This window comes from Brachybacterium sp. p3-SID1565 (genome assembly GCF_025143785.1).
GTDB lineage: Bacteria > Actinomycetota > Actinomycetes > Actinomycetales > Dermabacteraceae > Brachybacterium > Brachybacterium epidermidis.
Genome location: NZ_JAMBDS010000007.1, coordinates 53,147 through 72,981, shown reverse-complemented (window position 1 = coordinate 72,981; position 19,835 = coordinate 53,147). Strand labels below are relative to the sequence as shown.

18 protein-coding genes are annotated in these 19,835 nt (G+C 70.3%); 14 read left to right on the top strand and 4 right to left on the bottom strand.

The annotated features are described in order from the left end of the window. The first annotated feature begins 14 nt into the window (after window positions 1–14). From M4D54_RS03370 to M4D54_RS03360, 3 genes are all read left to right on the top strand, one after another. The gene (locus M4D54_RS03370) at window positions 15–1,553 is read left to right on the top strand and encodes a YdiU family protein (protein WP_193865012.1); all 1,539 of its coding nucleotides are present in this window, start codon (window positions 15–17) and stop codon (window positions 1,551–1,553) included. 204 nt (window positions 1,554–1,757) lie between these two features. Next, window positions 1,758–2,315: a DJ-1/PfpI/YhbO family deglycase/protease gene (locus M4D54_RS03365; RefSeq protein ID WP_193865013.1), complete on the top strand. Its 558-nt coding sequence runs from the start codon at window positions 1,758–1,760 to the stop codon at window positions 2,313–2,315. Window positions 2,316–2,358: 43 nt separating this feature from the next. After that, entirely contained in the window at window positions 2,359–2,610 is a 252-nt protein-coding gene (locus M4D54_RS03360; RefSeq protein ID WP_193865014.1) for a hypothetical protein, read from the top strand. Window positions 2,611–2,797: 187 nt separating this feature from the next. Here the strand turns inward: M4D54_RS03360 and M4D54_RS03355 are convergent, their stop codons facing one another. Together M4D54_RS03355 and M4D54_RS03350 are read right to left on the bottom strand one after the other, a co-directional pair. After that, entirely contained in the window at window positions 2,798–4,117 is a 1,320-nt protein-coding gene (locus tag M4D54_RS03355) for a DUF4091 domain-containing protein (protein WP_259890273.1), read from the bottom strand. Beyond that, entirely contained in the window at window positions 4,080–4,451 is a 372-nt protein-coding gene (locus tag M4D54_RS03350; RefSeq protein WP_259840955.1) for a hypothetical protein, read from the bottom strand. The genes M4D54_RS03355 and M4D54_RS03350 overlap by 38 nt, the downstream gene beginning before the upstream one ends. Before the next feature lie 367 nt (window positions 4,452–4,818). On the opposite strand from M4D54_RS03350, the gene M4D54_RS03345 reads away from it, so the two are divergent. From M4D54_RS03345 to ppsA, 10 genes are all read left to right on the top strand, one after another. After that, window positions 4,819–5,679 carry a hypothetical protein gene (locus tag M4D54_RS03345; RefSeq protein WP_259890272.1) on the top strand — a complete coding sequence of 287 codons (861 nt, stop codon included), beginning with the start codon at window positions 4,819–4,821 and terminating at the stop codon, window positions 5,677–5,679. Beyond that, window positions 5,676–7,106, top strand: coding sequence for a hypothetical protein (locus tag M4D54_RS03340; protein ID WP_193865018.1), 1,431 nt, complete (start codon window positions 5,676–5,678; stop codon window positions 7,104–7,106). The genes M4D54_RS03345 and M4D54_RS03340 overlap by 4 nt, the downstream gene beginning before the upstream one ends. Before the next feature lie 393 nt (window positions 7,107–7,499). After that, window positions 7,500–9,071: an HNH endonuclease signature motif containing protein gene (locus M4D54_RS03335; RefSeq protein WP_193865019.1), complete on the top strand. Its 1,572-nt coding sequence runs from the start codon at window positions 7,500–7,502 to the stop codon at window positions 9,069–9,071. 163 nt (window positions 9,072–9,234) lie between these two features. After that, window positions 9,235–9,636: a hypothetical protein gene (locus M4D54_RS03330; RefSeq protein WP_017823556.1), complete on the top strand. Its 402-nt coding sequence runs from the start codon at window positions 9,235–9,237 to the stop codon at window positions 9,634–9,636. 29 nt (window positions 9,637–9,665) lie between these two features. Beyond that, entirely contained in the window at window positions 9,666–10,328 is a 663-nt protein-coding gene (locus M4D54_RS03325) for an alpha/beta hydrolase (protein ID WP_193865020.1), read from the top strand. 275 nt (window positions 10,329–10,603) lie between these two features. After that, entirely contained in the window at window positions 10,604–12,070 is a 1,467-nt protein-coding gene (locus M4D54_RS03320) for a hemolysin family protein (RefSeq protein WP_259890271.1), read from the top strand. After that, on the top strand, window positions 12,067–13,107 hold the full coding sequence (locus M4D54_RS03315) for a hemolysin family protein (protein WP_193865022.1): 1,041 nt from the start codon (window positions 12,067–12,069) through the stop codon (window positions 13,105–13,107). The genes M4D54_RS03320 and M4D54_RS03315 overlap by 4 nt, the downstream gene beginning before the upstream one ends. After that, complete coding sequence (locus M4D54_RS03310) at window positions 13,104–13,763, top strand: bifunctional 2-polyprenyl-6-hydroxyphenol methylase/3-demethylubiquinol 3-O-methyltransferase UbiG (RefSeq protein WP_228018775.1); 660 nt, start codon at window positions 13,104–13,106, stop codon at window positions 13,761–13,763. The genes M4D54_RS03315 and M4D54_RS03310 overlap by 4 nt, the downstream gene beginning before the upstream one ends. A gap of 140 nt (window positions 13,764–13,903) precedes the next feature. Next, window positions 13,904–14,842 carry a pyruvate, water dikinase regulatory protein gene (locus tag M4D54_RS03305; RefSeq protein ID WP_259890270.1) on the top strand — a complete coding sequence of 313 codons (939 nt, stop codon included), beginning with the start codon at window positions 13,904–13,906 and terminating at the stop codon, window positions 14,840–14,842. A 70-nt stretch (window positions 14,843–14,912) separates the two neighbouring features. Then, on the top strand, window positions 14,913–17,288 hold the full coding sequence (gene ppsA, locus M4D54_RS03300; protein WP_259890268.1) for a phosphoenolpyruvate synthase: 2,376 nt from the start codon (window positions 14,913–14,915) through the stop codon (window positions 17,286–17,288). 69 nt (window positions 17,289–17,357) lie between these two features. Here the strand turns inward: ppsA and M4D54_RS03295 are convergent, their stop codons facing one another. Then, window positions 17,358–17,726 carry a hypothetical protein gene (locus M4D54_RS03295; RefSeq protein WP_193865025.1) on the bottom strand — a complete coding sequence of 123 codons (369 nt, stop codon included), beginning with the start codon at window positions 17,724–17,726 and terminating at the stop codon, window positions 17,358–17,360. 302 nt (window positions 17,727–18,028) lie between these two features. On the opposite strand from M4D54_RS03295, the gene M4D54_RS03290 reads away from it, so the two are divergent. After that, the gene (locus M4D54_RS03290) at window positions 18,029–18,412 is read left to right on the top strand and encodes a hypothetical protein (RefSeq protein ID WP_193865026.1); all 384 of its coding nucleotides are present in this window, start codon (window positions 18,029–18,031) and stop codon (window positions 18,410–18,412) included. A gap of 11 nt (window positions 18,413–18,423) precedes the next feature. Here the strand turns inward: M4D54_RS03290 and M4D54_RS03285 are convergent, their stop codons facing one another. Then, on the bottom strand, window positions 18,424–19,803 hold the full coding sequence (locus M4D54_RS03285) for a LarC family nickel insertion protein (protein WP_193865027.1): 1,380 nt from the start codon (window positions 19,801–19,803) through the stop codon (window positions 18,424–18,426). Window positions 19,804–19,835 lie beyond the last annotated feature (32 nt).

Sequence of the window (19,835 nt, the reverse complement as noted above, 5' to 3'; positions counted from 1 at the left end):
GACCGCAGGAGGCGATGCCCATGATCGACAGCCCCGCGACCACCCCGACCACCCCATCCATTCCCGCCCTGCAGCAGACCTACGCCGAGACCGTGCCCGAGCTCTCGGTGCCACACCAGGCAGAGGCGCCCCCCTCGCCCCAGCTCACCTGGCTGAACGAAGAACTTGCGGCCGAGCTCGGGTACGACCCGGAGTGGCTGCGCGGGCCCGAGGGACTCGCGCTGCTCACCGGACAGGTCCCCGACACCACCGCCCAGGTGTACGCCGGCCACCAGTTCGGACAGCCCAACCCCCAGCTGGGCGACGGGCGCGCCGTGCTGCTCGGCGACATCGTCGCCCCCGATGGTCGACACTTCGACCTGCACCTCAAGGGCGCCGGCCGCACCCCCTTCGCCCGAGCGGGTGACGGCAAGGCTCCGCTGGGCCCGATGTTGCGCGAGGCGGTGATCGGGGAGTCCCTGCATGCGCTGGGCATCCTCACCACGCGGGCCCTCGCGGTGGTGAGCACGGGGGAGCGGATCCGTCCCCGGCAGGGCATCACCCCCGAGCCCGGCGCCATGCTCATCCGCGTGGCCTCCAGCCACCTGCGCGTGGGCACCTTCGAGTACGCCGCCTGGCACCTGGGCCCCGACGTGCTGCGACCGCTCGCCGATCACGCCATCGACCGCCACCACCCCGCAGCGGGGGATGCGGAGAACCCGTACCTCGAGCTGCTGCGATGCGTGGCCGAGGCCCAGGCCCGCCTCGTCGCGCAGTGGATGCTGGTGGGCTTCGTGCACGGCGTGATGAACACCGACAACATGACCATCTCGGGGCAGGGGATCGACTACGGGCCCTGCGCATTCCTGGACGAGCACCGGGCCCGCGCGGTGTTCAGCTCGATCGACCAGCAGGGGCGCTACGCCTACGGCAACCAGCCCGGCATCGCCCTGTGGAACCTCTCCCGCTTCGCCGAGACCCTGCTGCCGGTCATCGCCCCCGACGAGCCGGAGGCGGGGATCGAGGCTGCCACTGCCGTGCTGCAGGGCTACGAGCCCGCGTACCTCGATGCCTGGACCCGCGGTATGGCGGCCAAGCTCGGGGTCCCCGAGAGCCCTGGACCTGGCGCGGCTGCCGGCACCAGCACTGATGCCGCCTCCGACGCTGATGCCGCCTCCGACAGCGCTGGCGTCCAGCTCGCGGCGGTCCGCGCACTCGGGGAGGACCTCTTGGCCCTCCTCGAAGCCCAGGCAGTGGACCACACGAGGTTCTTCCGCGCCCTCACGGGCGGCACCGCGCGCGAGCTGTTCGCGGATCCCGCCCCCTTCGAGCAATGGGACCGCAGACGCGTTGGCCTGGGTGGATCCTCGCCCCGAGACGATGTTAACCCCGTGTACATCCCACGGAACGTCCATCTGGACGCCGCGCTGCGCGGGGCCCACCTCGGCGACCTCTCCGGCGTCGAGGAGATGATGGAGGCCGTGCGCTCGCCGTTCCACGCCCGCGCCCACCTGGAGCATCTGGCGGGGCCGGGTGAGGGTGGGGACGTGTTCCTCATCTACTGCGGAACCTGAGGGGAAGCGACCGCTGCCCCACCCTGTTCGTGCTCGGACCCTTGCCCATTCCCTCCGCTGGCTCCCACCGCTCGGTCGGCGGCTTCCGGGCGCGCGGTGCTACGGTCGCGACACGGGTCGGCACCTGTTCCCACAGCCCCGCGTTCAGCTCGGCGCCCGTGCAGCAGGGCCGTCCATCGACCGCTCTACACAAGGAGATGCACGATGACCGCGACGCTCACAGGCCGCAAGATCCTGATCATCACCACCAACTTCGGCACCGAGACCGACGAGATCCAGCGCCCCCTCGCAGAGCTGAAGGAGGCAGGCGCTGAGGTGGTCGTCGCCGCCGCCGAGTCAGGCCCGGTCAAGACCCTGAAGCTCGACCGCGAGCCCGGCCCGGAGGTCCCCTCGAACATCCTGCTGGAGGATGCCGACGCCCATGAGTACGACGCCCTGGTGATCCCCGGCGGCACCCTCAACGCCGACACGCTGCGCGCCGAGGAATCCGCCCAGGAGCTGGTCAAGGCCTTCGCAGCCGACGGGAAGCCGGTCGCCGCGATCTGCCACGGCCCCTGGCTGCTGATCGACTCGGACCTGGTGGACGACCGCGACATGACCTCGGTCCCCACCATCAGCAATGACCTGCTGAACGCCGGCGCCACCTGGACGGATCAGGAAGTGGTGGTGGACACCGGCGGCGGCTTCCCGCTGATCACCTCCCGCAACCCCGATGATCTCGACGCCTTCAACGGTGCGATCATCAAGGCCCTGACCGCCTGAAGGCCCTGACGGCCCGCCCCCTGACCCACGAAGGAGCAACGCCATGACCGAGAACCCGGACTTCCAGACCGAGCCCACCACCGGCGAGAGCATCGATGACGCCCTCGAGGCCGCCCGCCCCGGCGACCCGGAGCGTCCCGCCCCGGCCGAGGCCGAGGGCGTGGGCCTGGACCGCACCGTCGAGCGCGGCCAGGAGGACCTCGCCGCTGCTGAGCAGGGCAACCGCGATCAGGACGAGATGCGCTCCGAGGGCGACGACATCGACGACCTGGCCGGCAACCAGCCGCTGGTCTGACCCCTGACGGGAGCTGGTAGGCGCTGGGCAGATCAGCTCCCCAGTGCCTCAAGGATCGCTTCGTCGACGGCCCGCCGGGCCCGCAGGTGCTCCTCGACGTCGTAGCTGAAGTGCGCGTAGGTGAGGGCGCCGCCCTCGTCCACCAGGGCGGCGGCGCGATCGTGGCCGACCAGCGAGGCCAGCCAGGTCAGCGCCCGGTGGCGGCCATCCCCTGCGCGAACACGCGGTGCCGGAGGGATACCCAGGGGGTGCCGTCGGGCCCGGGGTACACGGCGAAGGAGTCGCCCCCGTAGAAGCCGCCGCCCGCGCAGGTCTCGGTGAACGGGTCGATAGGCTTCAGCGCGAACTGTGCCCACCAGAAGTTGTAGCCCCAGTGCAGGAACCCCGGGGCGTGGTGGACGAACAGCTGCCGGCCCAGCACCCGGTTGCGCACCGAGGGCAGGGAGATGAAGCGGTTGGCCACCTCGCGGTCCTGCGCCACGCAGTAGTACACCCACGGGTTGCGACCGGCGTCGAGGAACGGTTCCACATGGTCCGTGGCCACGATCGGGATGTCCACCACCCCCTGCTCGGCGAACTCGAGTGAGCTGAGCGCGTCCACCACATCGGCTCCCTCGAGCAGGTCGCTCACCTGCTCCTTCGCCGCCCGGTAGTCCTCCAGGCCCTGCACGCTGGGCTCATCGCTGATGTGCCGCAGCACGCGGCCCTCCCAGGTGGCGGCCAGATGCTCGCGCAGCGCGGGGATCAGCGCCACCATCAACCGGCGGTACTCGGGGTCGGTGGCGGCCACGTGCCAGCCGAAGCGGTCCTCGATCCCGTCGGCGGTGCGGACCTGGATGGCGGGGGTGAAGCGGGCACCCCACTGGGTGAACAGGTGCGCCACCTCGATCGACACCATGCCCACCTCGCGGCAGATCCTGAGCCAGCGGTCCAGTTCGGTGAAGTCGAAGCGGTATTCACCGCTCTCCTCGCTGATGCCCACCAGTTGCACGGTGGGGCGCTTGTGGCCCTCGGCGGTGTCCAGCGGAGGCGTCCAGGTGGGGGTGAGCACGGAGTTCACGTCCATCTCGCGGGCTGAGCGCAGGAACGCCTCGATCAGCTCCCAGTGCCGCTCGGAGAACACCTCGACGTCGTAGTAGGAGGACAGGGAGTCGGCGTGGAACCAGTGGGTGTTGACGATCTCCAGCGGCGGCAGCTGATGGGGATGGATCTGCAGGCGGAGGGTGTGCTCCTCCCAGGGCCCGTCACTGCCGGCGGGCCGCAGCCGCATCAGCAGCTCGTGCTCCCCGGCCAGCAGGGCGTCCTCCACCAGCACGTCGATCCACAGCGCCTCCCAGCACCCGGGGGTGAGGGGGGCGAGCACGACGGTGCGGTCGCCGGCATCGGTGTCGGGACCGCCCGCGCCGGCCTCCCCGGTGAGCGGCTCCAGCACGTCGGGGTACTCGCCTGGCTCGGTGACCAGGTAGTGCTCATCGGGGTCCTCGGGGGCGGGGGTCGAGACCGGCACGCGCCGCACCGCTCAGGGTCGTGTGTGCCGCGAGGTCTCCCAGCAGCTCCACCTCGACCGCCGCCGTCATGCCCGCGCTGCGAGGGGCCGGGCGCTCGCCGGCCCCGTCCGCGAGCGCGTCGGCGCAGCCCTCCCCGGCCTCGAGCCTCACCGCGATCTGCACGGACAGTCGCTCCCCGAGGAAGCCGGAGGCGTGCACACCTCCGATCAATGAGGCCGGGCGGGGTTCCGCCCTGCCCATCAGCTTCTCGAGGCTGTCCATCAGAACGGTCTGCACGGTGCTCACTCCTGCGGCGGGGGCGGGGACGACGACGTCGGCCCTCCATCCTCTCATCGGACGTCTGCTCGGGCATGCCGACCGACAGGAAAAACCGTTGCGCACGTTCCCCGACGGTCCTACGGTGATCCCACACCGAAAGGAGGTGATCCGAGGAATGATTTCCCATCGGACATGTGAGGTGGCTCGCCGCTGAGGCGACCATCGGCCCGAACCGTCGGATCGCTCCGGCGGCTCATCGGATCGACGGACCGCAGCGAATCCACTCGAGCTGCCCGGACCCGCAGGGGTCGGACTCGTCCCCCGACCGGCGCCCAGCGCGACCTGCGGGTCTGCCCATGCCCGGATACGCCGAGTGCACCGACCCGGCCGGCCGATCCTGCGCAGCACAGGGCCTGGGCGGTGACCATGGGGAGGAGTACCCATGGACGGCGACCCAGGTCGCACGTACCGTGCCCTCATGGGCGCCACCAGCACACTCGACCACTCCCCGCGACTGACCGAGCTGCCGGGCGCCTCGCGTCTGCTGCGGATCGACGAGTCCACCTTCGCCTGGGTGATCGCACAGGTGCGGGACGGGAGTGCCCCGAGCTCGGAGACCGCGGCCGCCCAGGCCCATCAGGCCGGCCTGCTGCAATCCGCGGACCCCGTCGAGGTGGAACCCCATTGGGACGCCCTCCTGCGCCGCGCCATCACCTCCCCCGTGCGCATCGACATGGTGAGCGTGGACGGCGCGCGGGCGTGGGCCACCACCGTGCACGTGGCCGGAGAGATCCAGCTGGTGATCGACCAGGTGCGCGAGGTGACCTCCAGTGACTCCACGGTGTCCCTCGGTGCCCGCAGCTCGGCGCTCACCCTGGCCGTGGGCCGCATCGAGCACTTCTCCGACCTGATCACCGCGCTGGTGCCCCAGCGCCCCGCCTTCGGTGCGGATCCGTCCGAATCCCTGACGGCGCCGGAGGCTCCCGGAGCGACGACGGACCCGCCCTCGGTGGACCCGCCATCCGTGGCCCAGGTGCAGATCGTGGTTTCCGCGAACCCGGCCACCGGCGAGCCTATGATCCGCGACCGCTCCTGGTACGCCTTCGGGGCCGACGGAACGGTGCTCGCGACGCTCACCGGCACTGGCGAGGCCACTACCGCCGAGCCCGCCCCCGTCGGCGCGCTCACCGAGATCCTCAAGGCCGACCTGATCGCGGCCATCAACCACGTCACGGCCGACCGGGCGGACAGCGCTGACAACGCTGAGGGTGCCGGGCAGACCACCGAGGGGGATGAGCGATGAGCTTCCAGGGGATGGACCCGGACCAGGTGCGCGACCAGGCCGAGGGGCTCCGCACCGCAGCTGAGCGACTGGGGGAGGTGCTGGACCGGCTCGACGCCGCCACCCACGCCGTGGAATGGCGAGGCCCTGATGCCGATTCGTTCCGCGAGAACTGGCACGTGGTGCGCAGCCAGGGCGAGTCGGTGGTGGTCCCGGGCATTCGGGACCGCTCCGGCGAGCTGGAGCGTCACGCCGAGGAGCAGGACAAGGCCTCCTCCAACGGGGACTCCGGGGGCGGGTTCTGGGACGGCGTGGTTGACTTCTTCAGCGGTGCGGCGGAGAAGATCTCCGACTTCGCCTCCGGGGTGGCCGGGGTGGTGGACTGGGTGGCCGATGAGATCGGGGAGCAGATCGCCGGGTGGCCGGATGACCTGCGGGACTACCCGGGCATCCTGCTGGGCAACCTGCAGGAGTTGGGCAGGTCCACCACCGGCCTGCTCGGGATGGCCGCCGACGCCGTCATGAATGGGGAGTGGCCGCGCCTGACCGAGCTCGGGGTGGGCCTGATCGATGCCGGTCTCGACGGCATCAACACCCTGGTGCACGCGACGACCGGCCTGGACCTCAATCTGGCCGACGACGGGACCGGTTATGCCGACGCCCCTCAGCAGGTGGAACTGGGCGGGCCGGGTGATCCCGGTTACGTCGATCCGCACTCCCTGGCAGACATCATCAACAACACCAATGCCAGTTACGGTGCACCGGAGGACGGGCAGGTGGGGCTGACCGTGGTGCGCGATGCCCAGGGGAACCCCACCGGGGTGATCGCCAACATCCCGGGGACGGAGCAGTGGAGCCCGTTCGCCTCGAACAATCCGATGGACCTCTCGGGCAACGCCGCGCAGGCGGGCCCCAACGGGTGGTCCGCGGGCTCGGAGGCGACGGCCGATGCGATCGCACAGCTCTATTCCGACCTGGACCTCCCCCCGGGCACGCCTCTCATGCTGAACGGTCATTCGCAGGGCGGGATGATCGCCTCGAGCCTCGCTGGGGACCCGGATTTCTCGAATCAGTTCAACGTCACGAATGTGATGACCTACGGTTCTCCCGTGCAGAACGATCCGGTGAACTCCGGGACGGATTATCTGCACATCCAGCACGGGAACGACCTGGTCCCGAAGATAGATGCCGGCGGGCGCGACATCTTCCTCAATCCCCCTGTGGTCTCGCCCAATGTGACGACGGTGACGGCGGATTCCCCGGGAGGGATCTTCTCGCCGGGCGACAACCACTCCTCCGGGGAGTACCACACCACCGTCACCGAGCAGCTGGCGCAGAACGGCTCGCAGCTGCATCAGTATCAGCACAGCGGATCAGTGGCCGACTTCCTGGTGGGGGACACCGGCTATGCCGATCACTACGTCTCCGACGTGCATCGCAACAACTAGGCCTGCGTCGCGACAGCTGAGGCCTGGGTCGAGACAGCTGAGGCCTGCCTCGCGCCCTGACCCGGCGGTCGCCGGTGGCGCCCTGTCGTCCACAGCCCTTTCGCGTTAGAGCTCGGGACGCAGGGGGCTGCAGTCCCGGGGTGCTCGAGGCTGTCGAGGTTCCTCCCCATGCCACGGCTTTCCACATGTCTCTCCACATCTCGCAGGTAGTAGGGGGTATTGAAGTTCCTCCCCAGAACGCACTTGTGCACATATTCGTCCACATTTCTGTCCCCACTCATGTTCGCTTTCATGCTCCCCGATACGCTTATCCACAGATTCTCGGTGGCCCTTTCGTACGGGCATTCGAAAGAGTAGTCTGGATGTACTGATCGGCTGTGGGGAGGTGGAGGCATGGGTGGGGAACTGTTCACCCCGGTACGGCGCTGGCCCGTGCGCGCACGCTCACCCCTCACGCAGGAGCGGATCATCGACGAGGTGGACGCTCCGTCGGGCGACCCGCAAGCCGCTCTGGCCTGCCGCATGCACGAGCGGATGAAGACCCGCACCCGCCTGTACGCCCGGCAGCTGCGCGACATGGCCACGTTCTTCCACTACGACCCTGATGCCCAGGGCGCACTGGACGAGGCCGACATCTCCGCGATGAAGATCGCCGTGGGCCTTCGCACCTCATCCTTCCGGGCCGGCGCCATGATCCGGGATGCCCACCGCGCCGTCGAGCAGATGCCAGGCACCTTCCACCGCCTGGCCGAGGGGGAACTGCCAGAGGAGTGGCACGTGCACCTGCTGCGCCTGGTGCGGCCGCTGGACGAGGGCCACGTCCAGCACATCGACGAGCACGTGGCCAGCTGGGACCTCGCCTCGATCTCCCGTGATCAGTTTGTGCGCCACCTGCGCCGGTTGGTCGCGATGGTCACCGCACTGGATACCCCGAAACCGCCGTCGGCACTGCGCAGCGTGGACCTCCACCTCGCCGATCCCGAGCTGGGCACGGCCTCCCTCACCATCACCGGCCCGATCCCGGAGATCATGGCCCTCTCACACCGTCTGGACGTGTGCGCCCATGCCGTGCAGAAGGCGCAGCGTGCCGCCCTGCAGGACGAGAACGGAGCGGAGATCCCCTTCGACATCGACGGTGACGTGCTCGAGCGGGGCCGCCCACTGTCGCTGGCGGCGATCCGCTACGCGATCCTCACCCGCTCCGTGCTCGAGACGGGCACCGTGCAGGTGCCGGCCCCACGGTTCAAGCTGTACGTCACGGTCCCGGCGCTGACCCTGCAGGGTCGCTCGGAGATGCCGGGGATGCTGAACGGCCTGGTGCCCGTCCCCGTCGATCAGGCCCGCGCGCTCGCCGGCGGCGAGTCCACCTGGTTCCGGATCCTCACCGATCCGGCGACAGGTGCGTACCTGCCCGCCGCGCCCACCACCTACCGGCCCCCGGCGGCTCTTCTCGAACAGCTCCGGTTCCGGCATCCCACCTGCAACGCCCCGGGCTGCACCAGGCCCACCATCCTCGCCAGCGAGGCCGACCACATCATCGAGTTCAACCACCTCGACCCCAGCGGTGGCGGCCCCACCAGCCTCGAGAACCTTCACCTGCTGTGCTGGCTGCACCGCAAGTGGAAGACCCTGGGTCGGCTCGACCCCGTGCGCGACGACGCAGATCTCCACAACAGCTGGCCCTCGGGCATGGACCGCACGCTGTGGACCATCGACGGCAAGATCACCACCACCACGTGGGACGACCGCGACCTGGTCGCCCCGCAGCTCGCCGCCGAGATGAACGAGGAATGGCGCGAGCAACAGGGCCGTCATGGACCCCGGAGGCGCCCCCGCGGTGACACCTCCGCAGCGGGGGACGACGATCCCTCCGGGAACAGGCATGCGAACACCCCGGGTGCTGCGGGGAACGACCTGACCGGGGCTGACGATCCGATCAGCCAGTACGGCGATCCTCCGTTCTGAACTGAACTGAACTGAACTGAACTGAACTGAACTGAGCTGAGCACGGGCCGTGTCGCCCTGCCGGCCCCGCGTCCCGGTGCCCTGACCCCCTGCCGCCCTGATACGCGATGGCCCGGGCGTCGGGGACAATCAGGGGATGGAACCTATGGGACGGAGGATCGCCATGGCAGGACTGCTCGGCACCCTGCTGGCCGCCTGCGGTGTGAACCGCGGGCCCGATGACGCCACTGTCACCGCCGCCCTGCAGCAGGCCGTCGAGGGCAGCGAGCACTACGTCGTCGGCAGCATCCGCTACCTGAGCTCCTTCAGCCGAGGCACCGCGATCGACGGAGCCCTCACCCTGCGCGCCGCGGACCACGACGAACTGCTCACCGCCTACGACGACGTCCTGCAGCGCCTGTCGGCCGCCTACCGGGAGCTGTCGCCGAAGGACCCCGCCCAGGTCGCCGTCATCGCGCGTGCGGAGGCCGACCGCGGTCTCTCCGCCGCCGCCGAGGACGTCGTGCCCCCGGCGTCCGCCGGTCACCCCGACACCGACGACCTCGCCGCCCACTACGGCACCTGACCACGACGGCACCTGAGTACCCTCGAGGCATGACCAGCACCCCCATGAACCCGCCCGTCGAACTGATCGCCCCGGAGATCGACGAGACCGCCGTGGTGCGCATGGGCTCCCGCGATCCCGAGGCCCCCGTCGTGCTGCTGCTGCACGGCCTGGGCAGTCACGAGCGCGACCTCACCGGACTGGTGCCCTACCTCCCGCCGAGCTTCGCCTACGCATCCCTGCGCGGCATCTACCGCTACGTGCAGGGCTACGCCTGGCTCGAGTCCGACATCGGCCCCGCCGCGACCGAGAAGATCCAGACCTCCGCCGCTGCCGTCGAGACCTGGATCGCCCAGCAGACCGCCCCCGTGGTCGGCGCCATCGGCTTCTCCCAGGGCGGCATCCTGGGCCTGCAGCTGCTGCGACGGGACCCGCACGCCCTGGACTGGATCGTGCAGCTCTCCGGCGCCCCCTTCCCTGCGGCCATGCCCGGTGATGCGGCGCTCGCGGAGGTGAAGCCCCCTGCCCTGTGGGGCCACGGCGGCCTGGACCCCCTGTTCGACGAGGACCGCGAACAGCGGGTGCGGGAGTACATGCGCGCCCACACCACGCTGGAGGAGGAACGCCGCCCCCATCTGGGCCACGCCGTCGACGAGGTGGAGCTGCGCGCCATCGCCGCCTTCCTGCAGCGTCGGGCCGACGAGCGCGCCTGAGGCTTCCTCCCGCGCCTGAGGCTCCCGGCTGCCATCTGCCAGGCGCCGCCGCACGCCGTATCACGGATCAGCCCACGGTTCCGCGCCGCTGCGAGCGCCGTCCACATCACCGGTGACGGCACAGGGGGCAGCCGGTAGTCTGCTCTCATTCCGCGCCGAGAGACGCCGCGGATCGAGGAGAACCAGGAGAACATGAGCGCCGCAAGCGACGCACCCGGTGACAGTCCCAGGCCTTCGGGCCTGCACGTGACACCAGTGACCGGGAGGATCCGTCCGTGGATCGGATCGGCCCCCTCATATCCTTGGCGGTCAGCCTGCTGCTGATCGCCGCCTGCGGCGGATTCGTCGCCGCCGAGTTCGCCCTGATCACCGCCAACCGCAACGACGTCGAAGCCGCTGCGGCCAAGGGCGACAAGCGCTCCCAGGGAGTGCTGGAGGGCATGAAGACCCTCTCCACCCAGCTGTCCGGGGCCCAGCTCGGCATCACCGTGACCAACCTGGGCATCGGCTTCCTCGCCGAACCCGCGATCGCCAAGCTCGTGGGCCCGCCGCTGATCGACGCCGGTCTCAGCGATCTCGCCGCCCGCTCGGTCTCGGTGGCCATCGCCCTGGTGCTCGCCACCGGGCTCACCATGATCTTCGGTGAGCTGGTCCCCAAGAACCTGGCGATAGCCGAACCGTTGCGCACCGCCCGCGCCGTTGTCGGCTTCCAGCGCGGTTTCACCTCGGTGTTCCGCTGGCCGATCCGACTGTTCAACGGCAACGCCAACGCCATCATCCGCAAGATGGGCATCGAGCCGCAGGAGGAGCTCAGCTCCGCCCGCAGCCCCGAGGAGCTCTCCGCCCTGGTGCGGCGCTCCGCCGACGAGGGTGCCCTGACCGCTGACACCGCCGACCTGGTGGAGCGCACCCTCGCCTTCGGCGACCGCCGTGCCCACGACGCGATGGTGCCCCGCGGCCGCATGGACACCCTGGACGTGGACGACTCCGTGCAGGACCTGCTGGAACTGGCCCGCACCACCGGCCACTCCCGCTTCCCCGTGCTGGACGACGAGGGCGAGGTGGCCGGGGTCGCGCACATCCGTCGCGGCCTCGCGGTTCCCTTCGAGCAGCGCCCCACCACCCGCGTGGACTCCGTGATGGGCAGTGCCACCTTCGTCCCGGACACCGTGCCGCTGGACGACCTGATGGACACCCTGCGTGCCGGAGGCCTGCAGATGGCCCTGGTGGTCGACGAGTTCGGCGACACCGACGGCCTGATCACCCTGGAGGACCTGGTCGAGGAGATCGTGGGCGAGGTGCGCGACGAGCACGACGACGAGACCGACGACGTGCCCGACCCCGACGGCTCCTGGGACCTCGACGCGATCCTGCGACCGGACGAGGCCAGCGACCGCCTGGGTGTCACCGTTCCCGAGCACGAGGACTACGAGACCCTGGGCGGCCTGGTCACCATGGAACTGGGACGCCTGGCCGAGGTGGGCGACGAAGTGGTCGTCCCCACCGACCCCGAACCGGGGGAGGACCCCGCCCAGCTGCGCCTCGAGGTGCGCGAGATGGACGGCCTGCGCATCGAGACCCTGCACGTCAGCATCGAGCCTCCCGCCGATGACGACGGCCCGCGCTCCCCGAGCTCCCCGCGGTCGCCGCACTCGCCCAGTTCCCCGAGCACCCCGAACGGACCGGGCGGCTCCCACGCCGCGACATCCCGGCGCTCCAGCGATGAGGAGGCACAGCGATGAGCTTCCTCACCGGTATCGCCCTGACCATCGTGCTGCTGATCGCCAACGCGTTCTTCGTGGGCGCCGAGTTCGCCCTGATCAGCGCCCGCCGCTCGATCATCGAGCCCCAGGCCCACGAGGGGAAATGGGCCGCCAAGGTCACCCTGAACGCGATGGAGCACGTCTCGCTGATGATGGCCGGAGCCCAGCTGGGCATCACCGTGTGCTCCCTGGCGCTCGGTGCGATCAGCGAGCCCGCCATCGCCCACGTCATGGAGGGCCCCTTCGAGTGGCTGGGCGTTCCCGACGCCCTGGTGCACCCCATCTCCTTCGCGATCGCCCTGACCCTGGTGACCTACCTGCACGTGGTGTTCGGCGAGATGATCCCCAAGAACATCGCCCTGGCCGGACCCGAGCGGATGGCCCTGGTGCTGGGCCCGATCCTGTCCGGCGTGGTGTTCGTGCTGCGCCCGGTGCTGTGGGCCATGAACGGCATCGGCAACCTGGTGCTGCGCATGTTCGGCGTGACTCCCAAGAACGAGGTGACCAGCGTGTTCACCCGTGACGAGGTGGCGGCGATGGTGAGCGAGTCCCACGACGGCGGCCTGCTGGAGGACAATGACGAGGCCCTGCTGCTGGGCGCGCTCACCTTCGAGCAGCGCAGCCTGGTGAACCTGGTGATCCCCCTGGACCGGGTCTCCACCCTGCCCGCCGGGGTCAGCGCCGCCCAGGCGGAGGAAGCCGCCATCGACGGCTTCTCCCGCTTCCCCATCAAGGCGGCCGACGGCACTCTCGAGGGCTACGTCCACATCAAGGACCTGCTGGAGTCGGCCGCCGAGGCCCGCAACCTGCCGATCCCCGCGGACCGCATCCGCGCACTGCCCCGCGTGGGTGCCGACCAGCCGCTGCGTGCGGCCCTGGCCAGCATGCAGGCCAGCGGTGCCCACCTCGGTGCCGCCACCGACCGCACCGGTCGCGTGATCGGCATCGTCACCCTCGAGGACATGCTGGAGGAACTGGTGGGACAGATCCGCGACGACTCCCGGGCCGCGGCATGAGCCCCGCGCCTGCCGGGCCCGGCTCTGCGGCGTCGGGCCCGGCGCAGAACCTCTGGGAAGCGGCAGTGGCCCGCAACCCCGAGCATGCCCGGGGCTACGCGGACCGGTGGCGACGCATCGAGGCCTCCGGCCAGGACATCCACGGTGAGGCACGGCTGATCGACGCCATGGCCGCCCGGGGCTCGCGGGTGCTGGACGCCGGCTGCGGCACCGGCCGACTGGGCGGCTACCTCGCCGGCGTCGGGCACCACGTGACCGGCGTGGACCTGGACCCCACCCTGATCGGGGTGGCCCGCCAGGACCATCCCGCCGCACGCTGGGAGACGGGGAACCTCGCCGAGCTGGACCTGCGGGACGAGCACGGGCAGCGCGAACTGTTCGACCTGGTGGTGTGCGCCGGGAACGTGCTCACCTTCCTCTCCGGCGCCGAGCGCGTCCCGGCCCTCACCCGGATCGCGCAGCACCTGGCGCCCGACGGGCGGTTCGTGGCCGGCTTCGGCCCGGGGCACGGATACCCCGTCGGCCGCTTCGAGGTCGATGCCGCGAGCGCGGGCCTGCGTGTGCAGCAGCGCTTCGCCGGCTGGGACCTGCAGCCCCGCGGCGAGGGAGCCGAGGGTGACGACGAGTTCCTGGTGGCGGTGCTGACGCAGGCCTGATGCCGTGGGGTGACGCACCGGATGTGACGTACCACCGGGCGGAACGGCCTGCGGCCGCGGCGAAACCGGCGTTACGGTGAGGGCGAGCACGACGACGTGTCGCTGCGGGTCAGTTCCTTCGCCCGACGGAAAGGTCCACGATGGCCCCTCCGCTGCCTGTTCCCCGGCCGCTGCCCCGAGCCGAGAGCCGGGAGATCACCTCACCCGCCGCCCCGGCCCCCACCGTCGCCCCCGATGGCAGTGACGCACCGGTCCAGGAGACCCACGGTGCCGTGCCCGTGTACTTCATCTCCGACTCCACCGGCATCAGCGCCGAGACCATGGGCAACGCCCTGCTCGCCCAGTTCCCCACCGTCCCGTTCGAACGCCGCCTGATCCCCTTCCTGCGCACCACCAGGGAGGCGGAGGAGGTGCGCGAGCAGCTGAACCAGGCGATGGACGGGCCCGTGGAGCCGATCGTGTTCCTCACCGTGGTGGACGAGGAGGTGCGGGAGGTGCTGCTGGGCACCCGCGCCCCCGTGATCGACTTCGTCTCCGGGCACCTGGCCCGCATCGAGGCGCAGCTGGGTCTCTCCAGCGACCACGCCCCCGCCCGCCTGCACGGCGTGGGCGACGTGCGCCGCTACAACCGGCGGATGCAGGCCGTCGAGTTCGCGATCGAGCACGACGACGGCCAGTCCGTGCGCGCCATCCAACGGGCCGACGTGATCCTCATCGCCCCCTCCCGCTGCGGGAAGACCCCCACCAGCATGTACCTGGCCCTCATGCACGGCGTGTTCGTGGCGAACTACCCGCTGGTGGACGAGGACTTCGAGAACGGCAACCTGCCGCAGACCATCGCCGACCTGTCCGATCGCTGCTTCGGCCTGCTCACCAGCCCGAAGCGCCTCTCCGAGGTGCGGGGGGAGCGCAGGCCCGATTCGCGGTACGCCTCGGTGGACCAGACCCACTGGGAGCTCTCCCGCGCCCGCCGCATCTACGACTACTACGGCATCCCGTTCGTGGACTCCTCGAGCAAGTCCGTCGAGGAGATGTCCACACTCATCCTGCAGTCCCTCACCGACCGCCCCGCCCCCTGACCCCCCGATCCTGCTGTACGACGCAACGAAGCGCACCCATCGCGGCACCGCCGCCGGAAGGAGCATGACCATGACCTCCAGCATCCGTTGGTTCTCCGAACTCGGAATGGCCGACCTCGAGCAGGTGGGAGGCAAGAACTCCTCCCTCGGCGAGATGCTCTCCAACCTCGCCCGCCTCGGCGTGCACGTGCCCGACGGCTTCGCCACCACCGCCGACGCCTACCGGGAGTTCCTGGGTGCCACCGGCCTGGCCGAGCGGATCGACGGGATGCTCACCGGCCTGGACACCGACGACACCATGGCGCTGACCGACACCGGCAAGAAGATCCGCGACATGGTCGTCGCCCAGCCCTTCCCCGCCCAGCTCGAGGCCGACATCCGCGAGGCATACGAGAAGCTCGCCGCCGGCAGCGGCGCCGAGGCATCCTTCGCGGTGCGCTCCTCCGCCACCGCCGAGGACCTCCCAGACGCCTCCTTCGCCGGCCAGCAGGAGACCTTCCTGAACGTGCGCGGCATCGACGCCGTGCTCACCGCGATCCGCGAGGTGTTCGCCTCCCTCTACAACGACCGCGCCATCGCCTACCGCGTCCACCACGACTTCGACCACGCCTCCGTCGCACTCAGCGCCGGCGTGCAGAAGATGGTGCGCTCCGACATCGGCGCCAGCGGCGTCATGTTCACCGTGGACACCGAGTCCGGCTTCGACCAGGCCGTGTTCATCACCTCCGCCTACGGACTGGGCGAGGGTGTGGTGCAGGGGGCCGTCAATCCCGACGAGTTCTACTTGTACAAGCCCGCCCTGCGCGCCGGAAAGGCCGCGATCCTCAAGCGGGCCGTGGGCGACAAGGCCACCAAGATGATCTACGCCCAGGACACCGCCGTGGGTCGCACCACCGAGTTCGTCGAGGTGGATCCCGCCGAGCAGGCGAAGCTGTCCCTCACCGACGAGCAGGTGCTGGACCTGGCCCGCCAAGCCCTCATCATCGAGGAGCACTACGGCCGCCCCATGGACATCGAATGGGGCCTGGACGGCGCCGACGGGCAGATCTACGTGCTGCAGGCCCGCCCCGAGACCGTGCAGTCCCGCGCCGGCTCCACCGTCGAGAAGTACCACCTGTCCTCCCGCGGCACCGTGCGCGCCGAGGGCCGCGCGATCGGCGCCAAGATCGGCTCCGGCCCCGTCTCGGTGCTCACCTCCCTCGACCAGATGCACGACTTCCAGCCCGGCTCGGTGCTGGTGGCCGACATGACCGACCCCGACTGGGAACCGATCATGAAGCGCGCCTCCGCGATCGTCACCAACCGCGGCGGCCGCACCTGCCACGCCGCGATCATCGCCCGTGAGCTGGGGATCCCTGCCGTGGTGGGCACCGGCACCGCCACCCGTGAGCTCAAGGACGGTGAGGAGGTCACCGTCTCCGCCGCCGAGGGCGACACCGGCTTCGTGTACGAGGGGCTGCTGGACTTCAACGTCTCCACCTCCCAGGTGGACTCGATGCCCGAGGTGCCCACCTCGATCATGATGAACGTGGGCAACCCCGACCAGGCCTTTGCCTTCTCCCGCCTGCCCAACGCCGGTGTGGGCCTGGCCCGCCTGGAGTTCATCGTGAACCGCCAGATCGGCATCCACCCCCGCGCCCTGCTGGAGCTGGACACCCTCCAGGCCGAGCACCCGGACGTGGCCGCCAAGGTGAAGGAGGCCATCGCCGCCTACGACAGCCCCCGCGACTTCTTCGTGCAGCGTGTCGCCGAGGGCGTGGCCACCATCGCCGCAGCCTTCGCCCCCAACCCCGTGATCGTGCGGATGAGCGACTTCAAGTCCAACGAGTACGCGAACCTGCTGGCCGGCGAGGTGTACGAGCCGCACGAGGAGAACCCGATGATCGGGTACCGCGGTGCCTCCCGCTACCTCTCCAAGGACTTCGCGGACTGCTTCGCGATGGAGTGCGAGGCCCTGCGCTACGTGCGTGAGGACATGGGCCTGGACAACGTGAAGATCATGATCCCCTTCGTGCGCACCCCCGCGGAGGGCAAGGGCGTCATCGACCTGCTGGCCCAGCACGGCCTGCGCCGCGGGGAGAACGACCTGCAGGTGGTGATGATGTGCGAGGTGCCCTCCAACGCCATCACCCCCGAGCTGTTCCTCGAGCACTTCGACGGGTTCTCCATCGGCTCCAATGACATGACCCAGCTGACCCTGGGCCTGGACCGCGACTCCGCCCTGGTGGCAGAGACCTTCGACGAGCGCGACCCGGCCGTGAAGTTCATGCTGTCGCGCGCCATCGAGGCATGCCGCGTGGCTGGCAAGTACGTGGGCATCTGCGGTCAGGGCCCCAGCGACCACCCGGACCTCGCCCAATGGCTCGTGGACCAGGGCATCGCCTCGATGTCCCTGAACCCCGACACGGTGGTGGACACCTGGCTGAGGATCGCGCGACGGGGGTGAGACCACGGAGGCAGCACTGGCCCGTGGGACCGGCTCCCCGGACGTGACCCGGCAATACCGCCGGGTGCCTCACACCTCGGGGTCCACCACCGGGATCTGGCCGGTGTGGCTGGTCCGGCCAGGGATGCTGGTGACGGTGGTCAGCAGGAACACGGTGTTCTCCAGCGCCTCCACCGCGTGGCGCTGATGGGTGAGGGCCTCGACGTGACCCTCCTGGATCACCACCTCGTCCTCGCCGGAGACCTGGAGGACCCCGCGGATCACCTGTATGGACGCCGCAGGCGGGGAGTTGTGCTCGGCCAGGCGTACCCCCTTCTTCAGGGCGATGACCGTCTGCCGCAGCGGGCCGTCGTTCACGAGGATCTCGGCGTGGCGGCCGTGGGGGGCCGCGAGGGCCTTGTCGATCGCGAGGCTGATGGTGTCGGACAGGGCGGCCATGATTCCTCCTGGGGAGCGGCGGATGTCCCTGCACAGTATCCGCCAGGACAGCGGATCCGTCAGGTGAATCACCGGGCAAGCGGTCGGCGCAGGGGAGGACTGGTGCAGGTTCAGCGCGGACATGGTGGATGTCGAGACGCATCGGCGGCGGCCCCTTACGGTCAGGTGGAGAGCACGGTCAGGCACTGGACCCGACGGAGGTCGCCATGGACATCCAAGAGCTGAGGACGAGCAGGGGAAGGAGTGCGCGGAGCCTTCTCGCAGCGGTGATCCTCGGCGTGGGAGTGACCGGGTGCAGCCTGATGGATGCCGTCGAGGAACCTGACTGGCGGGCCGTCTTCGAGCAGAAGTCCGGGATAGAGCTGCCCGCGGATGCCGAGTTCACGATGGTGGCGCGCTCCGACGGGGGATTCACGACCGACTTCGTCACCATCTACCGCATCCGAGTTCCTGATCCAGCGCCCGGAAGCCTGTTCGACCCGGAGACGTATACCCGGGCAGCCGATGGTGGCGACGCCGCCCACCTGGACCAGCTGATCGAGGAAGCCGGCGAGACCGGGGACGACGTCAGCGACGTGCACCCCACCGCGTGCAGATGGGATGTGGAGAACGTGCAGTTCTATGAGCTGAACCTGTGCCGCACTGGCGATCCAGGCGAGTTCCTGGCGTTCGAGACCTACATCTGATCACACGGCGCTTACCCCTCCGCCGCGGTGCGCGCCAGGTGGAGCATCTCCCGTTCCGTGAGCCCCGCGACGCGGGCCGCAGCGGCCACGTCCCGGAACTCGGGCTCCCGCCGCACCACAGTGCCGTCGTCGTCGCGGGCGACCTTCACCGCGATCCGCTGGCCGCGCACCTCGACGTGCTCGAAGGACCGGGTGCGGATGCGGCGCTCCACGGCATGCATCCGCACGCCAAGCGTGCCCGTGGAGCGCATCAGCAGATCGGCGAGCTCATCGGCGGCGTCGTGCCTGGCGAGGGCGTGCACGGTCACGGCAGGGCGGCCGTGCTTCATCACGATCGGCGTGAGCCACGCGTCCAGCGCGCCGTGGTCCAGGAGAGCGTCGACCACCCCTGGCCACAGGCGCGGATCCAAGTCGTCCACGTTCGCCTCGATCTGCACGGCGGAGGTGGGGGTGTCATGGACGTCGTGGAGCGGCGAGCCGGTGGGATGGCCGACGGGCTCGCCGATCAGCACGCGCACCACGTTCGGTCGGCCCGGGGTGTCCTTCGTGCCGGCGCCGATCCCGAGGGCCAGCACCGTCATCGCCGGCTGTGGGCCCGCCGTGGTGGCCAGGCCGCGCACCAGGGCCACTCCGGTAGGGGTGGCGAGCTCGCCGATGCCGGGGGCGACGCCCGGGGGGACCTTCCGGCTGCCGTGCGCGTGGGGGCCGCCCTGTGCGTGGGCAGGGAGGTGCTCGTCGTGAGAGTGATGATGGTCGTGGTCGTGGTCGTGGTCGTGGTCGTGCGCGTGGTGATGGCCGCGCCCGGGCAGGATCTCCCCGGCCACTGTCGGCCAGCCGATGGCCAGGCGGGCCACGGCCGGCACCGGCACCGGGATGTCCCCGTGAGCGGCGCGGATGCGCCCGGAGCCGACCGCAATCACGCTCGCGGTGCCCTCGGTGATGCCCAACTGCCGCCACGCCTCGCAGGCGCCGATCACATCGGCCAGCGAGTCCAGCGCTCCCACCTCGTGGAAGTGGACCTCGTCGGCCGGCACCCCGTGGGTGGCGCCCTCCGCCTCGGCGAGTCGGCCGAACACCGCCAGCGCCAGGTCGACGGTGCGCTCAGGGACGTCGACGTTCCCACGGGAACGCTCCAGCAGCTCCCGGATCGAGGCCCAGGTGCGGTGCGGCGGGTCGTCGACCAGCACCTCCACGTCGACCTTGACCGCGCGCTGCCCGCCGCGGTCAACGTCGGAGCGGACGAAGCGCACCGAGTCCGGGACCAGCGCGTCGAGCACGCGCTGGACGCCCGCGAGGTCCGCGCCGGCGTCGACGAGCGCGGCGAGCAGCATGTCGCCGGCGATCCCGGCGGTCGCGTCGAGATAGGCGGTGCGGGGCGTGGCGGGATCCATGACCGGATCGTATCGGCCCGGGCTCGCCGAGA

Coding starts and splice junctions, on each gene's coding strand:
- M4D54_RS03370 (WP_193865012.1), top strand. CDS start 15: ATGCCCATGATCGACAGCCCCGCGACCACCCCGACCACCCCATCCATT.
- M4D54_RS03365 (WP_193865013.1), top strand. CDS start 1,758: ATGACCGCGACGCTCACAGGCCGCAAGATCCTGATCATCACCACCAAC.
- M4D54_RS03360 (WP_193865014.1), top strand. CDS start 2,359: ATGACCGAGAACCCGGACTTCCAGACCGAGCCCACCACCGGCGAGAGC.
- M4D54_RS03350 (WP_259840955.1), bottom strand. CDS start 4,451: ATGAGAGGATGGAGGGCCGACGTCGTCGTCCCCGCCCCCGCCGCAGGA.
- M4D54_RS03345 (WP_259890272.1), top strand. CDS start 4,819: ATGGACGGCGACCCAGGTCGCACGTACCGTGCCCTCATGGGCGCCACC.
- M4D54_RS03340 (WP_193865018.1), top strand. CDS start 5,676: ATGAGCTTCCAGGGGATGGACCCGGACCAGGTGCGCGACCAGGCCGAG.
- M4D54_RS03335 (WP_193865019.1), top strand. CDS start 7,500: ATGGGTGGGGAACTGTTCACCCCGGTACGGCGCTGGCCCGTGCGCGCA.
- M4D54_RS03330 (WP_017823556.1), top strand. CDS start 9,235: ATGGCAGGACTGCTCGGCACCCTGCTGGCCGCCTGCGGTGTGAACCGC.
- M4D54_RS03325 (WP_193865020.1), top strand. CDS start 9,666: ATGACCAGCACCCCCATGAACCCGCCCGTCGAACTGATCGCCCCGGAG.
- M4D54_RS03315 (WP_193865022.1), top strand. CDS start 12,067: ATGAGCTTCCTCACCGGTATCGCCCTGACCATCGTGCTGCTGATCGCC.
- M4D54_RS03310 (WP_228018775.1), top strand. CDS start 13,104: ATGAGCCCCGCGCCTGCCGGGCCCGGCTCTGCGGCGTCGGGCCCGGCG.
- M4D54_RS03305 (WP_259890270.1), top strand. CDS start 13,904: ATGGCCCCTCCGCTGCCTGTTCCCCGGCCGCTGCCCCGAGCCGAGAGC.
- ppsA (WP_259890268.1), top strand. CDS start 14,913: ATGACCTCCAGCATCCGTTGGTTCTCCGAACTCGGAATGGCCGACCTC.
- M4D54_RS03295 (WP_193865025.1), bottom strand. CDS start 17,726: ATGGCCGCCCTGTCCGACACCATCAGCCTCGCGATCGACAAGGCCCTC.
- M4D54_RS03290 (WP_193865026.1), top strand. CDS start 18,029: ATGGATGCCGTCGAGGAACCTGACTGGCGGGCCGTCTTCGAGCAGAAG.
- M4D54_RS03285 (WP_193865027.1), bottom strand. CDS start 19,803: ATGGATCCCGCCACGCCCCGCACCGCCTATCTCGACGCGACCGCCGGG.